The 22,642-nt window shown below is 38.7% G+C and carries 17 protein-coding genes; 16 read left to right on the top strand and 1 reads right to left on the bottom strand.

The genetic code is table 11. The features are described 5' to 3' along the window. Positions 1-91: 91 nt before the first annotated feature. The 7 genes from AC6I3O_RS24620 to AC6I3O_RS24590 all read left to right on the top strand — a co-directional run bounded on the left by AC6I3O_RS24620 (position 92) and on the right by AC6I3O_RS24590 (position 12,019). Positions 92-2,770 carry a vWA domain-containing protein gene (locus tag AC6I3O_RS24620; protein WP_497853144.1) on the top strand — a complete coding sequence of 893 codons (2,679 nt, stop codon included), beginning with the start codon at positions 92-94 and terminating at the stop codon, positions 2,768-2,770. 28 nt (positions 2,771-2,798) lie between these two features. Then, positions 2,799-4,382 (top strand): hypothetical protein, encoded by a 1,584-nt coding sequence (locus tag AC6I3O_RS24615; RefSeq protein WP_497853143.1) that lies wholly within the window; start codon positions 2,799-2,801, stop codon positions 4,380-4,382. Positions 4,383-4,394: 12 nt separating this feature from the next. Further along, positions 4,395-6,779 carry a hypothetical protein gene (locus tag AC6I3O_RS24610; RefSeq protein ID WP_497853142.1) on the top strand — a complete coding sequence of 795 codons (2,385 nt, stop codon included), beginning with the start codon at positions 4,395-4,397 and terminating at the stop codon, positions 6,777-6,779. 18 nt (positions 6,780-6,797) lie between these two features. Further along, positions 6,798-8,393: a hypothetical protein gene (locus tag AC6I3O_RS24605; protein WP_497853141.1), complete on the top strand. Its 1,596-nt coding sequence runs from the start codon at positions 6,798-6,800 to the stop codon at positions 8,391-8,393. 67 nt (positions 8,394-8,460) lie between these two features. Beyond that, positions 8,461-9,093, top strand: coding sequence for an FHA domain-containing protein (locus tag AC6I3O_RS24600; RefSeq protein ID WP_497853140.1), 633 nt, complete (start codon positions 8,461-8,463; stop codon positions 9,091-9,093). Positions 9,094-9,113: 20 nt separating this feature from the next. Then, positions 9,114-10,475, top strand: coding sequence for an FtsW/RodA/SpoVE family cell cycle protein (locus AC6I3O_RS24595; RefSeq protein ID WP_497853139.1), 1,362 nt, complete (start codon positions 9,114-9,116; stop codon positions 10,473-10,475). Further along, the gene (locus tag AC6I3O_RS24590; RefSeq protein ID WP_497853138.1) at positions 10,472-12,019 is read left to right on the top strand and encodes a penicillin-binding transpeptidase domain-containing protein; all 1,548 of its coding nucleotides are present in this window, start codon (positions 10,472-10,474) and stop codon (positions 12,017-12,019) included. Before AC6I3O_RS24595 ends, AC6I3O_RS24590 begins: the two co-directional genes overlap by 4 nt. A 49-nt stretch (positions 12,020-12,068) precedes the next feature. Here AC6I3O_RS24590 and AC6I3O_RS24585 read toward each other — a convergent pair whose 3' ends face one another. Then, positions 12,069-12,872: a protein kinase domain-containing protein gene (locus AC6I3O_RS24585; protein ID WP_497853137.1), complete on the bottom strand. Its 804-nt coding sequence runs from the start codon at positions 12,870-12,872 to the stop codon at positions 12,069-12,071. A 73-nt stretch (positions 12,873-12,945) separates the two neighbouring features. Between AC6I3O_RS24585 and AC6I3O_RS24580 the strand changes: the two genes are divergently transcribed. The 9 genes from AC6I3O_RS24580 to AC6I3O_RS24540 are packed head-to-tail and all read left to right on the top strand — an operon-like array spanning position 12,946 to position 22,642. Next, positions 12,946-13,776 carry a PP2C family protein-serine/threonine phosphatase gene (locus AC6I3O_RS24580; RefSeq protein WP_497853136.1) on the top strand — a complete coding sequence of 277 codons (831 nt, stop codon included), beginning with the start codon at positions 12,946-12,948 and terminating at the stop codon, positions 13,774-13,776. 5 nt (positions 13,777-13,781) lie between these two features. Further along, positions 13,782-15,158, top strand: a complete 1,377-nt coding sequence (locus AC6I3O_RS24575) for a protein kinase domain-containing protein (protein WP_497853593.1) — start codon at positions 13,782-13,784, stop codon at positions 15,156-15,158. A gap of 11 nt (positions 15,159-15,169) precedes the next feature. Then, positions 15,170-16,060, top strand: coding sequence for a hypothetical protein (locus AC6I3O_RS24570; RefSeq protein ID WP_497853135.1), 891 nt, complete (start codon positions 15,170-15,172; stop codon positions 16,058-16,060). A gap of 31 nt (positions 16,061-16,091) precedes the next feature. Next, a complete protein-coding gene (locus AC6I3O_RS24565) occupies positions 16,092-16,649 on the top strand; it encodes a hypothetical protein (RefSeq protein ID WP_497853134.1) in 558 nt (185 codons plus the stop codon). Positions 16,650-16,662: 13 nt separating this feature from the next. After that, positions 16,663-17,850, top strand: a complete 1,188-nt coding sequence (locus AC6I3O_RS24560) for an SH3 domain-containing protein (RefSeq protein ID WP_497853133.1) — start codon at positions 16,663-16,665, stop codon at positions 17,848-17,850. Positions 17,851-17,864: 14 nt separating this feature from the next. Continuing rightward, a complete protein-coding gene (locus AC6I3O_RS24555; RefSeq protein ID WP_497853132.1) occupies positions 17,865-20,018 on the top strand; it encodes an ATP-binding protein in 2,154 nt (717 codons plus the stop codon). After that, on the top strand, positions 20,015-20,608 hold the full coding sequence (locus AC6I3O_RS24550) for a hypothetical protein (RefSeq protein ID WP_497853131.1): 594 nt from the start codon (positions 20,015-20,017) through the stop codon (positions 20,606-20,608). The genes AC6I3O_RS24555 and AC6I3O_RS24550 overlap by 4 nt, the downstream gene beginning before the upstream one ends. A gap of 15 nt (positions 20,609-20,623) precedes the next feature. Continuing rightward, the gene (locus AC6I3O_RS24545; RefSeq protein WP_497853130.1) at positions 20,624-21,286 is read left to right on the top strand and encodes an HNH endonuclease; all 663 of its coding nucleotides are present in this window, start codon (positions 20,624-20,626) and stop codon (positions 21,284-21,286) included. A gap of 42 nt (positions 21,287-21,328) precedes the next feature. Continuing rightward, entirely contained in the window at positions 21,329-22,642 is a 1,314-nt protein-coding gene (locus tag AC6I3O_RS24540; protein WP_497853129.1) for a PIN domain-containing protein, read from the top strand.

Genomic DNA, 22,642 nt, shown 5'->3' with positions numbered 1-22,642 from the left:
TGTTTGCTTACCTTTTTTTTCGGCCAGGTGTTGGGATGAAGGTAAATACCTGAAACCATAATCAAATCTAAAAGTACAGGAGAAAAGTGCCATGAAAAAGGGATTGGGGAATCAGAAGTTTATGAAAATGCGGTTAGGATGTGTTTTGCTATTGCTCACTGCCATTCTGTTTAGTGGTTTTTGGGGAATAGAAAGCGGGATGATTTATGCAAAGGAGGAAGAGGGCAAGAAAGATTCCGAGAAGAATGAGGGAGAAATGCTGGAACCAGACAATCTGAATGACAAAGGGTATGACGTTGTCTATGTTATTGATAATAGCGGGAGCGTCTGGAAACAGCAGGAAATACGAAACCAGGCGTTTCGTAATATCAGTAATCTTGCCGTTGGAGCCGACATCCGTGTAGGCGTAGTCTATTTTGCCGACCATGTATATGATACGCTCTCTCTTACCTCTATGGAAGATAAGGCGGGAAGTGAGAAGGTTCTGAAATTCCTGGATATGAAACAGCAGGATCAGGGAAATATAGATACGAACATTGGAAATGCGTTGGAAGCTGCTGCGAATATGTTTGACAGCCAGGATTCGTCAAGAGAGCGGATAATTGTACTGTTTAGTGACGGGATTAATGAAAATTTAGCGGGTGACAGTGCATATAAGGTGGCGGCAGACAGGAAGACGGAGGAGCAGGCCGCCCGTCTGAAGAAAATGAAGGCGAAGATTTACTGTGTGTATCTTCAGAAAGACAGAAATGATGAAGCTTATCTGCAACGGCTGGTAAATTATTTTTCCGATGAATGGGACTATGTGCCGTCGCGATTCTCAAAAGTTATGGATAGTGAGATCTCTACGTTGTCGGATAAGTTTGCCGCTATATATTTTGCCATGCAAAACAATATGAAATACCGGGAGGTGAATCCGGATTCATCTGGCAATGTGAATTTTTACATTCCTTCTCTCGGAGTTGAAAAATTACAGGTTTATCTGGACGGTAATATACAAAAAAGTGGGTTGGCATCCGTCAAAGATTCCCAGTATACAATGTGGAAAGATAAGACGGCGACATTTATTGAGTATGGGAAACCTAAGGCAGGGGATTGTACGATTGAAATTGAAAGCCCGGATTTAGACGGGGTATCTGGTACAATTGCGTGTTATGCGTACCTCCAGGTTTCGGTGGATATTAATAAGAAAGAAAAGGGAAAGGGAGAAAAGGGGAAAAAATACGAGATGGTTGTCCATTTCTATGACAGGAATGGTGAAGAGGTCAAGATAGATTCTATGGCTTCTGTTGAGGCAACCGTGATTATGGTGGATGAAAAGGGAGAAGAGACGGAAATCACTCCTGCGATGGAAATCGAGGAGGGGATTGCAAAAAGCGACGCATTTGTTTTGGATGCATACGGAGCATATAGATATGAACTTCATCTGACATATGAGGATTTTATTGATCTGAGTTATAAAGCGGAAGCGGGTTCTGTAGAAAAGACGGCTCCTGTTGTCCATAATATAGAAGACGGAAAATTCAAAGGCGAAAAGACGGAAGATGGGAAGATTGCATTTTCAATCAAAGAGAGCGAGTTGTATGAAGATCTGGAAGGAGAAGGGATAAGCATTGAGAATGTTGCTCAGTTGAATGAAGCAAATAAAGTGTCTGTAACCCAGGAGGATGGGTATGTCAATGTTGTGGCTGACGACACTGGGGATGTAAATTTTGCGCTGCAGATTGTGGATGAGTCGGGGATGGGAGCTGAGGTAACGGTACAAGGCAATCTGTCAGATAAGGGGGTTGCCCGAATGGTGGTAAAGATCGTTATTGTGGCGGTTTTGATGATCATTCTTTTGTTTATATTGAGTGGGCTCAGAATCAGGAGGAAAAAGGAACAATTAGGAGAAATGTTCTCTGAATTTGAGCGTATTGCTTCGGAATTTACCAAGATGATCAATGTATGCGACGAGGAGAAAGAAAAATTCCAGGAAAACGAGTCCCGTGTCAGGAGAGCTTTGCATGGAGAAGGAAAGAAAATGGGAGTACTGGAATTTGCAGGATTGTTGGAAGAAGAGCAGCGGGAAGATTTTGGATTAGATGTTTATCAGAGAGAGAATTATGAAGAGGATATATTGGCAGAAGGAAAAAAGATACAGAAGGAGATAGAGAATGCGAAGCGGGGAATTGGGATTTATAAGGGGAAAGAAGAAAGTATAAAAAAGAATCAGGGGAATGTGGATAATGCCATTAAAGAGATTAGAGAATGTTGTGGCAGAGCGTCTGAAGAACTGGATAAAGTGAAGAACGGATACAGAATGCTCAGAGAACAGAATGAGAAATTAATCGGGAAGATAAGGAAGATGGGAATTGAAGCAGGGACAGTTGAAGATATGTTGGAAAATGAAATTGTCTGTAAGTTATCTATCCGAGAGATTACGACGCTGCCAAATGTGATGGGACAAAAGGGATGCCGGAATGATGCGGGCAAGTATATAAAGGGATTTTATAAACTAGATGATGTGAAAATATTAGGAAAAGGGAAATTAGGAGACAATATAGGGAAAACAGGAATTTATATATATGGGTATGAAGATGAGGATGGTTCGGTTGGGCTTGAATTAAGAAGTATGAGAGAATTTCGTTTTGGTTTGCAAAGGGCTGGAAATGGCACGGATATGGAATTAAAAAAGGAGGCTGTACTTTTGAGTGGGAATAGGTACAGCGTAAAAATTCAAGTGAACCGGTGGGAAGTAGGTATGATATTAGAAGTAGAGGCACAGTAGATATGAAATGAAGAGGAAGGTATGAATAATGAATAAATTAAATTTTTGTCCTTATGATTTTTCGGAAATTGATATGGATAATCTGGCATATGAGTTGACGTTTCCTAGAATGTGGAGTTGGAAGGATGTGAAAGAAAAAACGGTTGTTGGTACGGGAATAAAGATATATATAAGCGAAAATGATGATAGGAGAGATGAACGCTTTAAGAAAAATACAAAAACTGAACATATCATTTTGCGAGAACACTTTTTGCCAGGAAGAAAAAATGGTTTTAAACTTTTGAAAGAGTTTATAGAACGTGAGAATGCAAAGATAGTGGATGAATGTGAGAAAGCTTTAGAAGAAATGGAACTAGAAGAAGGGGCCGATTACGATGATGAATTTTTGGTTTTAAAGAGACAAAAAATGCTTTTTTATAACGTACGGGATGGGATAGATGTGTTTGAAGACATCAATAGAAATATAATTATCTATGCGATGCCTTGCTGTCCGCATTGTCATAACAGGCTTCCCATCGGCTGGGATAAGGCGGAGGACTTTGGCGCGGTTGCGTTAATGGCTCCATCTGGAAGGGGAAAGACTACCTTTTTATTGTCCATGATGAATAGAAATTGGGAGGCATTCCAGGAATTAGGGGGGGATCCAGACAGCAGGCATCAAATCAGTATTGCGCCTGCACATTTGCCTCATGATGAAAAAGATACCACATATTATGAGATGGCAAACAATGCGAATGAAATGTGCCGAAAAGGGGGGCGATGTCCGGACAATACAGATAGACAGCATTGGATTCCACCGGTTTTTTTAAAGGTGCAGTATCTTAATCATACTATGATAATAGGAATATATGACAATGCGGGAGAAGAACTTAGAAAGATGAATTTGATAGAAAACCCTAATCTCCATATGTTGCTAGATAAAATGTTCGCTGAATTATATTTGTTTGAACCAGATGATTTAAATATTACACTTCCCAGAAAAAGAGAACAGAATATTAAGCAGGAATTTAAAAGCTGTAAGTTGCTGCCTGTTGAAGAACAGGGGAAAGAACAGGAGGAAAATAGAGGGAAAAAAATATCAGGAAGAGATTTAATAAAGGATGCATTCGAGGTACCATTTAAAAGCGGAGATATTAAAGCGGCTTTAGAAGTATATTATAACTATAAAAATGTGCTGGTTCAACATGACTGCAGAAGTCATTTAGAGGAGATGTATTTTGCCGGAGTGATTATAAAAAGCGATTTATTGGAGCATTGTGAGGAAATTAAGTCAAAAGCAGAATATGATATATTATTTCAGCGGGGTATATTAGATGATATGCTTGACAAGGATTCCATGGAAATGAGAAATGAACTTGTTCAGAAAATGATTAAAGAACTTCATCTATTTGGAAGTAAAGACATCGATGAATTTAAGAGAGATTTCGGTGAGATTGACAGAAACGGGAAACCCACAGGAAGACAGGCAGTTTCATGGCACTGTATTAGCGCCTTGGGGTGTGGCTCGGACGGAGGAAAACTGCAAGATGAATATGCGCCAATTCGGGTGGCGGAACCGTTACTTACGTGTATATTAAGACGCATTGCAGATAATGGGTGGATGGAGGAATAAGAGGGAAGAATTATGAAATTTGAACAGGCTTTTTATACGCGAGGAAATAACCTAATGCGTGAAACCGGGAAAGGACTTGGACTTGTATCTTATAGTAATCCGAAACGAGATTTTAGGGAAGGATGTATGAGCGTTGGATCGGACTTTGGTAAGGAGTGGTCTGACAAAACTGCACAGTTTGTTCTCTATGCTGACACATTCAGAACCTTTGTAGGGGTAGGGGTTAGTCCGGAATTAAGCGGAGAAGGGGGCGATGTGAATAAGATCTGCCATATTTTTGTCCCTTGTGAGGAGGAAAGGAAGGCGGTGGTATGTAATCCGGAAATGTATTATCTTGATTACCCATTTCAGAGAGAATGTAAGAAAGGAGAACAATTAGACCGGATAGAGCTTTCACCTGTTTTGCGCGAAAAGGATTACTTGAGAATCTTAGAAAAATATCATATGGATCAGAAGCGGCTTGCATATTTCCTGTACAAGATATATCCGCTTATGTTTAAAGAAGAAAATTTCATATGGATATTAGTAGACAGCCAGGAGTGGAAAGAGGAGGAGTATCCAGCCATAGCCAGGGAAATTACATGGCTGGCAAGCTGCCTTGCGCCAGGAGTTGGGGAGGAAGGTATCGATTATAGAAAAAGGCTTACATATAGTGTTAATGCAGAAGATAATACAGCTATAGTTCATATCGCATATTCAGACAATAGAAAAATAGAGGATAAGCATGAGAAGATTTGTCTTGGAAAAGAACCAGATGTGGAGATACCGGAATTATATTTGAGACTTGCTGAGAAAGCGGTAGAATCACTTCTTAGTTATCGAAATTTTGTTTTCTCGATAATGTATAGTCAGATAGAAAATATAAGAAGCGAAAAGTTAAGGGAGAATTTTTTTAAATGGAAACTAAGGGAAGGGGAAAAAATTCCCAAAAGAGAGTTGCCATGTCCCATGGACGTTCTAATTGATAAAGCAAAAAGGGATTCGTCTTTTGAAGGGGCAATTTTAAAATATATTCCACAGGCAGAGGACTTAGAAGCAGAAGAATTAAGACGTTTATTGAAAGAGATTGTCATACGGAAACTTCTGGATTGTACAGAGCAAGAGAAGTCATTAGAGCTAACTAAACTTGCAGAAATATTGATTTTTCGAGTATATGAGAAAAGTATGAGATTATATCAAAAGACGATAGCAGAGCTCCCTAAGACTGTAAAGGCAAGTCTTGTGCAATATCTATTATTTCAAGAGGATTCTTGTATTCAGAGACATTTTGGGAAAATTGAGACATTTGAGGAATTTTGGAATGCTATCAAGTTGTATAGCTGTATCAATGAGAACAATAAGTATAAACAGTATATAATAAATCTGGATTTTGCAAAAGAAATACCTGGGTTAATTAGGGAAAATGTATTGGCGTGCGTTGGGAATTCGGAGCAGAATAATCAGATAAAAGCAACTCAAATATTTGTATGGGAAATGTGTAAAAATGATATTCCTAGTAAAATCTTTTGTACTTGGGCATTTGAGAATCAGGATTTCAACATATGGAAGGAAATCAAGCTTGGAGATGTTGAGGAATATGAGAAAGTAAAGTCCGTGATTCAAAATAAACCATATTTGCAGAAAATCGAAGAAGTACCACTTAAAGATGGAAAAGCTGAGTTGAATCGGGAATGTTATTGTATATGGAAACAGATCGTGGAGCAGAAGGAGTGTGAGTTACAGGCATTAGATAAATTTGAACTCTCTAAAGTCCATGAAGATATGCAAAATTTTCTGGATAATCTGGAAAAAATTATAATAAAGCGGGCTGATAATAAAGATTATATTATTTATTTGATGCTGGAAGTGAGACTAGATGCAGTGTGCTCAGGAACCTATGAAAGAATACCTGTTAGAAGACAAGCTATATATGACAAATTGAAAAAGGAAGAACCTCACTTTTATGCGGGATTGGTGAAAACAAAATGCGATGCAGAAGGTATTGAAATTAAGGAGAAGTTAGAAGAGATCACCAAGGTTAATAATAGTTTTGAAAAAGGAATTAAGAAACAAGTAACTAGAATGGAGATGGGTATGGGCAAAGGAGGAGAAAATGAAAGTGGGAACTGGAGTATAGTGAATAATCTTCAAAATAAGGAAAACGAAGCCATAAAACGGATGGACGAGATGGAGGCAAGGATGGCTAGAGTGGAGAAATTGTTAGCAGGTATGGAGAATAGGCTAATGACGATAGAAGAATTGGAAAGAAGAATCTTACAGTGTTTAGAGTACCAAGGAACAGGTGAAACTCCTGAACTTTCACAACCGAATAGATTGCCACATTATCAGGAAACGAATAGTGATGCGCGTGTTGAAGAAATGGAAGTTTACCCGATAAATAGAGATTGGTTAAAATAGTAAAGCGGGAGGGCATTAATGGATAGACAGGCATACATAAACTGGATCCGCGAGGTTCGTGGAAAGATGAGCCAGAAAGAGTTCGGGGAAAAAATCTGCCATTTTAAAAACGAAAAAGGTACGAAAGTCTGTAAAACATATCATAGAAATGAAATTGCAAATTGGGAAAAAGGGAAGAATGTACCACTGAATCTGGAAACATTTATTTCAATTGCGCTTCTTGATTTTGATAATAATCACCGGGATAAATCCGGCAGTGGGTATCGTAATCTGCGTTTTCAGTATGTCCGAAATAAGATGAAGGTGATTTTAGGCCAGGAGCTCTATTGCAGAATCGTCCATGAAGCGCTCCTTATACAAGTGTGCAGGGATATCATTACATTTGAAGAGCTGCTGGAGTTAGAGCCAGAGTTGGATCGGATTGTCCAGAGTGTTGATATGGACATGTGCCAGAAAAGAGACTATGCGCTGCAGCGAGGTACAGAAAATATTGCAGGCAATCTATATGGAGTAACAAAGAAGGATGAGATTATATCCATTATTGCAGAATCCAAGATGTTTTTTTACACGGGAGTTCGGACATTTGGAGAAAGAATGCGTAAATGTTGCGAAAAGGAGCAGCGATATGCAGCTTCTATCAAATTTGCCGAGGCTGTGAGAGTCTACGCTCCAAATTATAGAGATAGTTTTGGACGTGTTTTTACCAGTAGCGGTATATCGAGACGTTGGATTATAGACCTGTGTATTCATCTTAGATTCAACAGGGCAGAAATACAGGACATGTTAAAGAATGCAAAGGTAATACCACTTTCTGCAGACCCGTGCGACGTTGAATTCTATTATGAAGAACGAGAGGGAATGGCGATTGGAAGCGCATCCTGGTATCAATATATGGAGAAACAGTATCCGGATAAATTCAAGAGTCATTTTTCCGGTCTGCAATTGTTAGATTTGTCGGATAAGATGAGGGTGGCTGGTTTGATAGGGATATTTATCGGGAATGTGAAGCAGATAGAAGAACTGGTGCCGGTAGATTATCTGTTGGAATCTTTCATGTGGTATGACTGTGGAAAAGAAGCATTGAAAATTATGCGGGAGATTAATGGACATGAGAAGTCAGCAGAAGAGTTGGAAATGCTAATAAGGGATAAGGGAAAGTTCTGGATTGATTATTTGGAATCTGGCTTATACACCTTGGAAAGTGAGGACGCACGGAAGGTTTATCGGGATTACCTCCAGGAATTCAGTGAATATTACATGGTTCCGATAAAAGTGGATGGACAGGCCTGCAATGATATAGAAGCCGTAAAATTGCGATATTTTGCGTCAATAATATATACAGTTTTTACAGGTCACTACTATAAGGGAAGAATCCGTGAGGAGGATTTAAAAATTATCAAGAATCAATTTGAGAACCAAGTGGAAGGCTGGAAAGTAATCTATGGATTTATCAATCAATTTTTAGTTACATTTCTAAGCGGAAGAATACTGCACAAAGATGATAAAGCACGTTATTATTGCATGATTAACCATAAGAAAAAAAATACATTTGATATGGAGGACGTGAAAGAGAGTATCTGGGAATCGATATACATGCTGGATTGCACAAAGTGAGATTTTTTATTATCTACTTTGATTCTGATATACTGCAAATATAAACAGATGAAAGGAAGGTAATAAAATGATTGGGAAATTTATTGTTTTCGGTGTTGTATCCTTAATGGTGGTTCTAACGATTTGTCTGCTTCATGATAGTGATTTTGTCAAGTATATTATAGAATATAAGGGCAAAATTATTAGTGCGACAAAAAGGAAAAAAGAAGAAAAAGAAATTGAAATTTCAAATGGGCCGGTTCTCTGGGTTCGGTTTGAGGGTCAAAAAAATTATTATAAAGCAAAGGTTGACAAAAAAGAATTTAGGATAGGAAGGGGGAAGAAGAATAATCTGTCAATAAGTTCAAAAACGGTGGAAGAAAAACATGCGGTAATCTATAAGCGGCAGAAGGGCAGCAGCGTGTTTTACGAATTAGTAAATTATGCCAAGAGTAATCCTGTTGAATATTACAATAAACAGAAACAGGTTTATGAATATCTTGGCTATAAAGATGGTGTGAAGCTTGATGCCAGAGAAGCATTCTACATAGGCAATAATAAGATTATTGTTTCGATCCCGGTGATTACCCATTCACCGACACTCACGGAATACGTCGGATTCAATCGAGACGGAGAAATTAAAGAGCATTCAGGCAGCGGTGCAGAGCAGCCTTCGTATACACAGGTTTTTCAGAGAAACAGTTTGAAGACATGTGTTTAAGGAATGGGAGAAGGGTTATTATGGGAACGGTATATCATCATGGAATTAGATATAGAATGGAAAGTCTTAGAAATAGAGTAGATATGAAATCGATTGCTATTATGCTTTCAATAGAGTTTATGCTGTATTTCTTTGTGATATACAAGGGATTTGGTTGGAATTATCTGCCGATAATTGTCTTCATGATGTTTTTTACGATTGTGAGCAGTGCAGTGGCGTCCTATATGGGCGCAGATCGGTATCTGCTGGTTATTATTATTCTCCTATTAAATCTGGGGTTTGTAGTTCAAGAAATTGAGTCTGGAAATGGTGTAAAGATTTCTAGTTTTTTGCTGAAGTTTGGGCTGGCTGTAGCAGCTGCATTCCTGGCGGCGCTTTTATATAAATATTTGGCAGGAATTTTAATAGACGATAAAATAGTGCTGGGCATAATGACGATTCAACTTTTGGTTTGCATTACAATGTATACAGTTGGAGTGAGGATTGGTGACATGAACAGGCAAGGCGCTGTTTTGACAATCAATGTAAAGGGAATCTCCATTACACCATTTGAAATCGTAAAAGTACTTTATCTCTTGGTTATCGCTGCACTTTTATGTAAAGAAGAATCAAAAATGTTGTATTTAGGAAAATGGAGAATAGGTAAAGAGACTTTTCTTATGATACATACAGGTATTCTTTCCATTTTCTTCCTTCTTTACAGGGAACTTGGAACGCTGCTTGTCATCTACCTTGTAGAAGTTATTATGCTTTGGATTTTTGGAAAGAACAGAAAGCAGATTTTTATGTTGCTTGCGTTTACTGTAATAGGGATTGTGGGAGTTTGGTTTATTTGTGACCAGATACTCTGCCCAATAGTGATAGCAGGAAAAATTTCCCTTCCAGGTATTATGGAGAAGATAGTCAAGCGATTCGGAACAGCCTTCCACCCGGAAGATGCAGTGTTGGACGCAGGATATCAAGGGACGATGGGGCTTGAGGCGTTAGCGATAGGCGGTTTTCTTGGGCTTGACACGGAACGTTATCGTTTGCCCCTTCCGGAAGCGGCAACGGATATGGTTTTTGCTAACGTAATTCAGACTTGTGGTTTCCTCATGGGTGTGGCAATCATAGTTTCTTTCTTTGCTTTGTTGGCAAGGGGGATTGCAATTGCATCTGCGTGTAAAGAAACGTATTTCCAAGGACTTACAATGTCTATTGTATTGCTGCTGGTAATCGAAAATATGATTCATATCGGATATAATATTGCAATGTTTCCCATCACAGGAATTCCATTGTATTTCGTATCACAGGGATTTACGGCGGTTGTTACAGCAATGGTTCTTGCAGCTGTACTTCTTGTGATATCAACTGGGGTGTTAGAAAGGAGGAAGCTTATATGAGTTTATTCCGAAAACGAATTAGAAAGGTTTATATGACGCTGGGATTTGTTTTTATAATGGAATTGGGTATCCTTTTTTATAACTCTGGCACTGTCGTAGGTATGAATATAAGGGCTGATAAACTAAAAGCATATGCAATTGCGTCAAGGGATGACAATACAGTTTCACCAGGAAATTTTTACGATAGAAATGGAATCATCCTGACAGAAAACGTTATGCTGACAGAAATCCGGCATGATAAAGAAGGAAAGCAAGTTGAGAAAACAGTCCGGAAGACACAATATCGTGATGGGAAAGCGTATTCGCAGTTGCTTGGTTATACTGGCGGTCGGATCATAGATATGTCAGCAGAGTCTGTGGAAAAGGTTGTAGGTCGCAGAGATGATTATCGTTTAATGGCTTTTATGGATAGCAATTATTGGGGGGATAACGGATTATACACGACAACTGGAGCCAATGGGGATAAAGGTCAGGATGTAACGTTGACAATCGACCATAAGCTCCAGATGGAGGTATATGAATCTTTGGCGAGACAGATGGATGAAAGCGCCGCTCGAGGTTCAGCAGTTGTTATGAATGCGAAAACGGGTGAAATCTTATCAATGGTCGCATTTCCAACGTATGATTTTAATGATTTGGGAAAAGCAAAAGAAGAGATGCAAAGCGTTGAGGAAGAGACAGAGCTTGAACCGGGGTTCCCAGTCACCTATAAAGGGGCGGTTGCTCCCGGAAGCATCTTTAAAGTATTTACTGCGGTGGCGTTGATTGATCATGGCCTGGAAGATTTTACAGTTGTGGATGAACCATTTATAGTGAATGAGTGGCAGTGCAATAATGCTTATTCCTCTATGGGAGATGAGATTACATACTATGAAGGTATGGAACGTTCTTCTAATGTATTCTATGCCCAAGCGGCGTTGGAATTGGGAGCTGACAAATTAAGGGAAACGGCGGAAAAATTTATGCTTTTTGAAGAGAAAGACGGGGATAATTGCCTGAGTACGGATTTTGGTCTTATACGGTATAACTGGGATCTCGATGTACAGGAGGAGGAACTGGCGCAGACGGGTTTTGGACAGGGAAAAACAGAGCTGTCTACCGTATATGCGGCTGCAATCACACAGGCGATTGCGAATGACGGGGTTATGATGACACCGTATCTGGTGAAAAAGCTTACAGATGCAGACGGAAAGGTGGTCTATACAGGGAAGGCAGAAATGCTCAGCAAGTCTACAAGCGCCTCGACGGCAAACAAAGTGACGGAAGCAATGCGGGCGTCTGCAAGATATAGTAGTACATGTTACAAAGGGCTTGGGAATATGGCGGAAGTATTTCAGAGGTACAAAATTGCAGGTAAGACTGGGACAGCAGAAACGGGTGATGAGAATGATTCTAACAATGCGTGGTTTATTAGTTTTGCACCGGCTGATGAGCCGCAATATGTGGTGGTTATAAATCAATGTAAGACGGATAAAGGTGGATATCGGATGATGAATACCGCGGCAGAAATCTATGAATATCTTTTTGAAAGGGTAAACAGATAAGGAAGTCGGGAAATGCAGTTTCGATAAAAAAGCATTTCCCGATAGCCAATTAATACATTTTAGCAATCAGCAAGTCGTGAAGTTGCCAATACCAGATATTCCAATCAGATAATGGGTAGCTGGCAGATTCTTTACAAGCAGTATTTGATGAAGTGTCTGGATAAAACAGACAGTTTAGAATCTGTGGGTACTCCTTTTCAAAAAAATAACGGTTTTGTCTTGACTTTTCGTTGTAAGAGATTGCTGAAAAGTGTTCATTATAATGTTTTTCTCCGCAGAAGAATAAACGTGAAAACAACAAAGCATAAGAATCACGTACCTGTTGGGAAAATGGGGCGTTAGAATTAATACGGTAGTCAATCATTTTGCAGCCCTTTTTAATATTATCTGATGGTGAGAGGTCAGTGTAATAGCAATCTGTAAAATCAACCAAGCGGATATCAAATTGTTTATTTATCATAATATTTTGTGGAGATAAGTCCAACTGGATAATATTTCCCTGATATAGCCAATCGACAGCAAGGTAAATCTGTTCATAAATATGAAGAATCTGTCTCGAGGTAAGCAATGAACGGGGACCAATATAATGCGGTTGTCTGCAAAGGTAATCTTCCAAGGTTTCACCACAGATTTCTTCCATATCCAGATAAGGTTTTCCATCAGTGCCTCGGTGCAAAGCGTAGTAGCTGGGAAATAATTTAGAATAAGTATTCCCCTCATTTTTTGAGTTCATTAATTGCTGCAATTTGCGCATATGGTCTAATTCCAAATGGAAAGCTAGGGTATATTTTTCATAGTCGCAAGGGGCATCACAGAATTTTGAATAGTATTGGTTGTTTATATTATTCGACATATTGAATTCCTCTTTAGTTTGACTTAATAAACACTATAGCATTAATTTTAATTTGGTTCAAGAGGTGAATAGAATGGAAACATATAGAATTTATACTTATACGGAGAAATCCAGGTTATCAACCCATTTAAAAAATGAGGATAGTTTTTTCTTCTCGGAATTTACATTTATGGAGGATGTAAAGATACAAGTCCTGGCGGTTGCAGATGGGATGGGCGGGTTGAAAGACGGAGACAAAACATCTCGGAACGCTATACAGGGTTTTTTCAAAGCTTTTTATGAAAAAATGATCAATATATATATAGGACAGAATACGGAGAGTTTTTCCATGCAATATTTTGCGGATAAGCTGACAAATGTTCTGAAAGAGTCTATAAAATCTGCAAATACGGAGGTATGCAAAAGTTCTGTTTCCGACGGAGAGACAGGAACAACATTAAGTGTTGTGTGTATTGTGGATGATTATGCGGTAGTTGCGAATGTCGGTGACTCCCCAGTGTACTTATATCGGGCGAAGTCAAGAAAGTTACAGCTTATTTCGCAGTTACAGACAAGAGCTGAGTTGGAAGTGGTATCAGGAAAATATGAGAGATATTCTTCCGAATATTATGTAAATGATCGTTATCTATATAATAGTTTGGGGGAATACTTTGAGATTGGAGACGAAAATATTTATACAGGAGTGATTGGAAAACTCGAAAAAAATGATATGTTGCTTGTTGGCTCTGACGGGGCTTTTGGACGATTACAAGATGCGGAACTTCTGGAATTGGTTGACGGATGTGCAGAAGAGGAGGAAGGATATATTCTGCCGCAGTTATTCGGGCTAGCCCGAATGGATAAGCAGGATGATCAGACAGGGATTCTCTATATAGTGAACGATACTTCGCGGGAGGAAAATTGAGAATAGTGGGAATGGTAAGAATAGAAGAAATACTACAAAAAGGGGAACATATTATTGCAGATAACGGAAATGAATACGAACTGCTCGAAAGTGCAACATGCAAAGAAAATACCAGATTGCGCATATACAGAGTTGGGCAAATATTGGATGTTCATAAACATATAATTTATTTTTTAAAATGTGCATATTTAAATGATCCTATAAGTGTGAGTAATTTAGAGAGGGAGAGTAATTTCCGATTTTACTATCCTTACATTGAACATGTAATAGAAGGATTTTGCGCAAGAGATTCTCGTGGCTATCCAATGTATTGTGTGATATTTGAATACATCGAAGGATGGAATTTGAGAGAATATTGGAAATATAAAGAAAGACTAATGCAGGAAGGCGAAATAGAAAATGGAGAACACAGAAGGGATATCTTTGGGCAGATGATACAGTTCCTACATGGTGTTAATTATTATATGAAGTTTGCACGTAACGATCCGTACCTGCACCGTGACCTTAAACCAGAGAATATTATGATTAACAAAGATGGAAAGGTGGTTATTGTTGACTTTGATATTGCCCATGTATCGGGAAGTACAGAAACACAGATGTGGGTAATGGGGAATGAAGAATCGGAGGATAGTATCAACGAGGGAGGAACGACAGGGCGACGAATTCGGAAAAAACGGATGCTTGGCGGCTCGGGAGGATATACTGCCCCTGAAATGTATATTTCTATTCAAAAAGGCGCTCCGGAAATGCCGAATATAAAATCAGATATTTATTCAATAGGAAGACTATTTTTTTATTGGCTGCAAGGGAAAGATTATTTTTCTAAAAATGAATGTTGGAATTGGAACTATTATTGTAATAATGATGAAAAGCTAGTGTATGGTTTAGAGAAAACGCGGTTTGTTAGAAAGGAATACCTTTCAAGGGAATATGCAGAACTTTTGAAAATTATCCGGAAGATGTGTGTGAAACCTGAAGAAAGATATGCTAATATAACAGATATTTTTGAGGATATGAAGAAATTCTTGATTCAATATTGCGGGGGGTCTGAAAAAAAATATGAAGAATATATACGCTTTAATCAGATGCCGTTATTGAGGGAGAGTTTAAGCCATAAGCTGGAAAACGCACCGAATGTAGTATATGAAGTTTATACGGCTAAAGGGAAATATAAGAAAGGGAAAGCGCTGCTGAATCATACAATGAGAGACATATCTGTTGACGGGAAAAGAGTTATGACTATTTATAATGTGGATGGAATTATATCATATATTCCCTATGAAAAGAAGTTATATCGTTTGCGGCAGGGAAGAGACTATGAAATACATCCGGAAGAAGAATTTGTGTTGGGCGACATAAGGATAAGGTTTTCTATACATTGACGGAGGATAAAATGAGAAAGAATAAAAAAAATATTGAGTATTATATGAGTGATGAGAAAACAGGACGGATAGAAAGTGAACGTGAACCAGAACCAGATGATATACTTGAAGGTGAGATGAATAAGAAAAAAATACAATTGCAGGAAATAGAACCGTACACCCCCAGACCTAAAAATTGGGGTTTGATGTTGGAAAATGATAAAAGGAAAGAGGCAGAAGCGGCAAGGAATTTCAGAAAAAATGCCGAAAAAAGAAAAGAAATTCTTATTGAAATTATCATTGACGGAACATATTCTTTTTCTAAAGTTTTTTTAAAAGTGAATTACATAATTGAACGTATAATCAAAATGATTCATGAGGAAAAAGCAGAATATAGAGGAATTGTTATAAAATATGGGCTGACAGTTCTTCATCAAAAAGCTGAACCGTGTATTTTCCAAGATGGAGGATATTTTACTGAATCTGAGGATGAGCTTTTCCAGAGGATATTAGATATTGAATTTTATGGGGGAAACGCTAGCGGGAGAGAAAACCTTAGGGATGCATTAGATACAGGGTTAAGTATACTTAATAACTATGGAGTGGAGAATGCGTATAGGGGATTAATGATGTTTTCAGATTCTCTTCCGGAAAACGGGGATATGTATCCAGATTTTTTGCAGGATAATCAAGACGGATATATTAATAAAGGGCTTCGTTTTGCAGTGATATATACATATAATGATGAATATATGCCGAAATTAAAGATGGTGGATGGGGATGGAAGAATGGTAGAAAACGGAAAAAATGAGATGTTTTTTGGGAGTATGGAAGAGTTGCTTTCTTTTGACGGATTCAAGATAACAGGAAGAATTCGGCAGATTGTTAATGATATATTAAATCAGACATCTGTAAGAATATGATGTAGGCGAAATGTAGGAGGACTGAAAGACAATGCAGTTGGGGCGGTTTAGTGAAGAATTTCCCGTAAATGACCAGAAGCTAAATGTAGTAGTCTGTATTTTTCAAAAAGATATTAGTATGACAGATCAAAGTCCATTAAACCAGATGCTGGAGGAACTGCAGGTTGCGTTAAAGAATGAGCTTGATGAGTACAGTGAGATTGAGTTGGCGTTTGTTTTTGAAGATAAGGCATTGGGGATAAGGGGATTTGAAAAATTGGAGAGAAACACACCAGCTTATTATAAAGAACCAGATAAGACTTATAACCTTGCGCATATCTGGTTAATGGGGATGGTGTTGTTAGAACAGAAGCAACAGGTAGAAGAGCCTGGCTTTGCTATAGAAAACAGATTGTATCTGGTTACAGATGCAAAACTTCCACAGGATAAGGTTCGGTGCATTATAGAAGTGGAAGGTGGAGTACTCCGTATGCATTCCAGGTTTGAAAAGCTTGATTTTATTCCAATTCTCTGGAAAAGCGAGGAGGCAGATGGAGACATTTTGGAAGAATATATACGAAAACACGGAAAAGGGATACAAATTTTTTAGTAGGAGAAAAGGCATGAAAGATCAAAGGAATGTAAAGAGTTTATACAATACTTTTTTTAGCAATAATTATAGCTTGCGAGATGTTATGGATATATATGTTAAAAATAGTGGAAAATATGATAAAGAAGATTATTTAGAACTCAGATATCTGCTTTATCCACAAGCGGAATTATTTGTAAAGGATACTTATCAGTATCATATATGGACGGCGTTTGATGCTCTTATGCATGTATGCAGTAAAGAAATTGAAAATACTGAAAAACGAAAAGAGTTGATAAAAGTAATAAATGAGTTTCTAATGTACGTAAAGGATAAAGTGAGTAGAAAATATAGGAATGGGGTAGAAATTAGGAATGCTGCATTAAATTTTTTACTAAATATAGTTTGTACTTTTTCAGAAGATAGATATAAAATTCAATATTCTGCCATGATTTTTGATATGGTAGATAGATATAATATTGATGAATCGTTTTATGAATTTTATGGGGAAGGTGCGAAAGAATATATTTTAGTCTGTGTATTGGATATTTTAAAACGGTCTAATATTTCTGACCGGTATGTTAAAGATATACTTATAGAAGAAAATGATAAAAAATATGTAGATAATTTTTGCAGACTTATATTGAAGAGTGGCGATCAGAATCAAAGAAAAGTAGAAGAGAAGCATATGGAAACAGGAGATAAAAGTTCAAATGCCTTTAAGGTGGCATGGGGGTGCATTATTTTTATTTGCATTATTATATTATTATTATTTGGGACATTTGCATACGAGAAAAATAGTATTCATGAAATATTAAAGGAAGACAGAAAAGAAATAAGTGACTTAAAGAGAAAGATAGATTCTTTAGAAAGTGAGCTGGCAAAGCAATTGGATGAAATCAAATCAGTTAAGGCTGATCAAGATAAAAAAAATCAACAAATGGAGCAAGCAATAGAGGAGGAAAAACAGGAAATAGACAATAATGGAGAGAACCCTGATGGAGAATCTCCACCGGCAGCAGAGAATAAAAACTACAAGATGCCGTTTAAGAGCAACGTATGGGCAGAAAAATCTGAAAAATCCTACGTCCTTGGTGAAATCGAAGCAGGAGAGGAAGTCAATATCCTATCCGAGCGGGACAACGAAGGATGGATAGAGATTTTATATCAGGAACAGACCGGCTACATAAAAGCGCCGACTCAGGAACCAGATAACAGTTGATATGAGGGGATTAAATGGAACATTTGGAATATGTGATTGAAGACCACACGATAGCAGAAGTTCTAGGCGTTCAGAATTTCAAAAACGAGGAATCGGCAGTACTAGAACTGGTGAAGAATTCTTTCGACGCACAGGCGAAAAAAGTATATATCACTATATTCAGGGAGCAGATGGTAATCCAAGATGACGGGGCTGGGATGAACCGTCAGTTGATCCTGGACTTCTGGATGCATGTAGGGAGAAGCGAAAAGGCATATGAAGCCGGTGGGAAAGGAGATAAAAGGATACTGGCAGGCGAGAAGGGGATAGGCAGGTTTGCGATGGCGAGGCTGGGCGCGGAGGTGACGGTATATTCCAGGATGGCGGATGATATTGCCGTCGTGTGGAAGACGGATTGGAGCGAAAATACGCTGGACACAGATAAGAATATAAAAGGCCATGGAACGAAGATTCTCATAAGCCGTCTGCGCGATCATTGGACAGAGGTAAGAGTACGCAATCTGTGCGATTTTCTGTCAAGAACATACAATTCTGACAGTATGGAAATCATCGTAGAGTATCAGAACAAAAAAATGAAAATCAGAAAATATTTTGAAGATTTTCAACTTGGGATTCATGGGGTAAGCCTGATTCATTTAGATTACAGAGCAAAAACAAGAACTCTGCACTGCATGATAGAATCGGATGAATTTCGGGAAGAAGCAAAGAAGTGGTGTGGACAATTGAATTTGAGCCATGCCCAAATCAACCTTGACATGGCAGATGAACTGGAAGGAATGCAGGAAGAGCTGGTGCAGAGGGAGATATCGAGAGAAGAATGGGAATCTATGCTGACGCGTATCGGAGATTTTGCTGCGGTATTCTACTTTTCTCTGAAAAATCCTTCAGCAGTTGATGCAGACAAATTTTGTTATAAGCACAGGATATTAGAAAAAAGATATGCTCATGGTATTGTTCTGTATCGGAATGCATTCAGTATATCTTCGTATGAAGGAAAAAAAGATTGGTTGGGACTTGGGATGCGTTCCAGGATGTCATCAGCGGCAGCGTCGCATAAAACTGGGTCATGGCGTGTAAGAGAAAATCAGTTATCAGGAAAAGTCATGATTGACAAAATGGAAAACGACCTTCTGATAGATCTGGCAAACAGACAGGGGCTTATGGAAAATGACACATATAAGATTTTCATTCAGATTATTTTGTCTGGGATTCAATGTTTTGAGCGGTATCGCCAGAAGATTATCCGTAGGATAAATACCAAGAATATAGTCGGGAAATTGCCGGATACGGCAATTTTTGAGAGGGTAGTTAAAAATCCAAGTAAATTAGTAGATCTTTCGTCGGAAGAGCAGAATACATTTGTCCGCGAATTAAAGAATATGAAAAAGAAAGACCAGGAAACCCAACGGCAAATGGATGAAACAGAGAGAAGATATCAGTATGATATCCGGCTGTTGAACACGCTGGCGACTTCCGGGTTAAGAGCAACTTCAATCGCTCATGAGATGCGTAATTACAGAAACAGTATTGACGATAATGTAGATCACATTATTCGTGCGCTTACCAGATATGGGCTTTGGGAAGTTGTGGATGCCCCGGAAAATAAGAAGTATATTCACAGAAACATCCCCGAGCTTTTGGAAAAGAACCGCAGAGTCAATAAAAAGATAGTTTCTTTCATCGACGTAATGTTGTCAGAGGCGGAAAAAGAGCAATTCTTGCCAGAAAATATTCTGTTGAAGGAATTATTCCATGAGCTGAAAACAGATTGGGAAAAGGATTATTCCTGGATAGAAATTCAGCTGATAATGGAAGAGCATGTGCGGCATAAGAGCGCAAAAGATATATTCAGGGTGATCTTTGACAATCTGTTCCTAAACAGCATCCAACAAAACGATGACAAAAACGCCCTGCAAATTATGATAGAAGCGGAGAAAAAAGGCAGGTTTATGGAGTTCACTTACTCAGACAGCGGACGCGGGCTTGTGCCAAAGTATATACAGGAACCAATGCGCATCTTAGACGTACACGAAACGTCACGGAAAGGGGGGCATGGGATTGGTATGTGGATTGTCAACAATACGATTATCGGAACCGGAGGGGAAATTACAGAAATTGACGGAAAAAACGGGTTTCGGATTAAGTTCAGAATAGGAGAGAAGGTATGAGTATCAAGGAAACAATGAATCTGGTATATATAGACGATGAGCCGGAAGAGGCGATTTCGTGTTATTTAGAAGAGCAGTATAAGAATGAAAATGTGGATGTAACTTATCGTGAAAAGAAATTTAAAGTTCATGAAGGGTATGAAAGTTTAATGAATTCAGAGGAGGTGAATAACGCCAACGTAATTTTAATTGATTCTAAATTATTTGAAAATGGCAACATTCAGCATAAAGGCAAATTTTCCGGAGAAGAATTTAGGATGATATTAAGAAAAATCTTTCCATTTATAGAAGTCCTGGTTATTTCACAGAATGGCGAAAACCTGCAATATGACATTATCCCCAAGTATAAGAGGAACGATTCTGAATCTGCAGAAGAGTATTATGAGCGGCTGTTAAAGGGGAAAATTGATGAGTGTATCAGGAAAGTCATTACATTCCGAAATATTTCAGAGAAGCTTAGAAGTAACGATGAAATAGAGAAGTTTTTGGTGGAAAAAACGGTAGATTCGTTAAATGGTACGAGCGATTATGAGGATTTGACGAAAGAAGACATTGACAGGCTGATAAAAGCTTTCCGCAGTATCAGTTAGTAGAGGCAAAAACAGATGAAAAAGAATATAGATTATCGAAATACGGAGTATTGCAAGGAATTAGAAGAGGTAGAAGATAAAAAGAAAAGGCTGGAGAAACAGATAGAGACAGAATGTCCAAAGACAAAGATATTTTACAATAAAATAAAAGAAAGGGACAGCGCGTATCATCAGAAATTTGCAGAAATTTATAATGAGAAGTGCGCCTATTGCGGAATGTCTTTGGGACTGCTGCCATTAGAATGCTTTGAAATAGACCATTATATTCATGAGGCATCTTTTCCGAAATCGCAGGAAGGGCGTATCAAGGCGGGAAGACTCAAGAATCTCATATGGACATGTGTATCCTGCAACCGGGGTAAGTCTGGAATTTTGATTGAGCCGGATTATCTTCAAAAACTAAATACTGATGACGGGAATATTGCCAGGGTATTTGAGCGGGGCGACGATTGTTCTATACAGATAAAGGCTGAGTATAAGGGCGATAAGTTTATAAAAGAGTTTTATGATGCGCTTGGTCTGGGGTATGAACGGAGACGGATTGATTATCTGCTCTTAGAGATGCAAGGGAAGAAAGATGCGGAACAAGACGTAGGTAAAAAAGTAGTATTAGGGAATGCAATACATGATTTATTAACAAAAAGAAATAGAATGAGATGTTCTAAACACAGTAAGTAAGACTTTTGTCTTATAAATATAGTAGAAAGAGGTGATTAAGAGGTGAATGAATATCTGTTAAAAACAGGTAAAGAGTTCCTCAATGAGATTTTTTCAGAAGCCGCCGGATTTGTAGGAGATGTTGCGGGAAGTAAACTCTCACAATATGTATGTGTGATATCCGGGCTTACACAGGAGCGTCTGGATGCGCTTGCCAGCGGTGCAGCGCCTGATGAGACAGAATTTCTTGCCTTGTGCGATGCAATTTTATATCTTGCGAAACAGCCAGGCAATGAGGGATTTACAGAAGCCGCGGAGACGGCAGAAAGACTTAAAGTTCGATGGATGGATGAACGGTTTCAGAGGACGAAGAACGCCGCCAATATTGTTGATGCGTTGGTGGAGGTTTCAGATAAGGAGAGCGAGGCGGAATTTTTATGCAGCTATCATCTTTTCCTGGATGCAAGCAGCCTTTGCAGCAGAGAGATGCCTGTATTTTTGGATAAACTACTTCCCGCAATGGAGGCATATGGGAATCCGCACCAGATTACGGTGCCGCAGGCAGTTATAAACTGTCTGAATGCTCTGGCTTCCACTCCGGAACAGGCCGAACTGAGCAAAGCAAATGAGGGATTAGCGCAGTTAAAGAGGATTCAGGATGCAAAATTACTGTCAATACGGGGGGATGAGGGAGATTCTACATTGATGAGTACCTTTTTATCAGCGTTTTCCCGGTTTAAGCCAGTTTATCGTATGGTTCTGATTACACAGGACGAAGCGTTGGCTAAGGCTGTTTCATTATTGAATTCCAGCGGCGTGGAAGGGAATGATATTTTAATCGCATCATTACAGGAAGACGGCGTTTTAGTAACCTGGTTTAAGACGGCAGACAGGATGGCAGAGGATAAATCAATAGACGAAAATTCTGAAGATGATTCCGATGCAGAATATAATATGGAAATCTTGTTTGAAGAAGGCTCTGTTGAAGAAGTTGAGACTGAAAATTTGTTTGAAGAAGGTTCAGATGAAGAAGTAGGGGCAGAAAATCTGTTTGAAGAAGATCTAGATGATGAATATGACGATGCTCTGGAGGACGATACAATCATATCGGAGGATGATTTGGAGAAAATTATGAGTATTAATGAGCTTTTGCCTGTAGAAGATGAGGCGGATGAAACCGGGCCTGTGGAAATAGAAGAACCTGACGAGCTGGAATTACTGGAAGAAGAACGTTTAACCAGTAGTTTTCTGCTGGAGCCTGATTTTGAAGAATTGGATGAAGGGGTGATAGAAGAGTTTGAAAAAGAAGATTCTGGTGAAAAAGAAGATGGGATGGAGGATACTATACAGCCTGGTTCATGGAGTACGCTGGAATAA

Source organism: Sporofaciens sp. St.21A7 (genome assembly GCF_059728535.1).
This window is presented reverse-complemented; position numbering and strand designations above follow the sequence as displayed.

What these genes read in the sequence shown, in the direction of transcription:
- AC6I3O_RS24620 (WP_497853144.1), top strand. Translation starts at nt 92, where the DNA reads ATGAAAAAGGGATTGGGGAATCAGAAGTTTATGAAAATGCGGTTAGGA.
- AC6I3O_RS24615 (WP_497853143.1), top strand. Translation starts at nt 2,799, where the DNA reads ATGAATAAATTAAATTTTTGTCCTTATGATTTTTCGGAAATTGATATG.
- AC6I3O_RS24610 (WP_497853142.1), top strand. Translation starts at nt 4,395, where the DNA reads ATGAAATTTGAACAGGCTTTTTATACGCGAGGAAATAACCTAATGCGT.
- AC6I3O_RS24605 (WP_497853141.1), top strand. Translation starts at nt 6,798, where the DNA reads ATGGATAGACAGGCATACATAAACTGGATCCGCGAGGTTCGTGGAAAG.
- AC6I3O_RS24600 (WP_497853140.1), top strand. Translation starts at nt 8,461, where the DNA reads ATGATTGGGAAATTTATTGTTTTCGGTGTTGTATCCTTAATGGTGGTT.
- AC6I3O_RS24595 (WP_497853139.1), top strand. Translation starts at nt 9,114, where the DNA reads ATGGGAACGGTATATCATCATGGAATTAGATATAGAATGGAAAGTCTT.
- AC6I3O_RS24590 (WP_497853138.1), top strand. Translation starts at nt 10,472, where the DNA reads ATGAGTTTATTCCGAAAACGAATTAGAAAGGTTTATATGACGCTGGGA.
- AC6I3O_RS24585 (WP_497853137.1), bottom strand. Translation starts at nt 12,872, where the DNA reads ATGTCGAATAATATAAACAACCAATACTATTCAAAATTCTGTGATGCC.
- AC6I3O_RS24580 (WP_497853136.1), top strand. Translation starts at nt 12,946, where the DNA reads ATGGAAACATATAGAATTTATACTTATACGGAGAAATCCAGGTTATCA.
- AC6I3O_RS24570 (WP_497853135.1), top strand. Translation starts at nt 15,170, where the DNA reads ATGAGAAAGAATAAAAAAAATATTGAGTATTATATGAGTGATGAGAAA.
- AC6I3O_RS24565 (WP_497853134.1), top strand. Translation starts at nt 16,092, where the DNA reads ATGCAGTTGGGGCGGTTTAGTGAAGAATTTCCCGTAAATGACCAGAAG.
- AC6I3O_RS24560 (WP_497853133.1), top strand. Translation starts at nt 16,663, where the DNA reads ATGAAAGATCAAAGGAATGTAAAGAGTTTATACAATACTTTTTTTAGC.
- AC6I3O_RS24555 (WP_497853132.1), top strand. Translation starts at nt 17,865, where the DNA reads ATGGAACATTTGGAATATGTGATTGAAGACCACACGATAGCAGAAGTT.
- AC6I3O_RS24550 (WP_497853131.1), top strand. Translation starts at nt 20,015, where the DNA reads ATGAGTATCAAGGAAACAATGAATCTGGTATATATAGACGATGAGCCG.
- AC6I3O_RS24545 (WP_497853130.1), top strand. Translation starts at nt 20,624, where the DNA reads ATGAAAAAGAATATAGATTATCGAAATACGGAGTATTGCAAGGAATTA.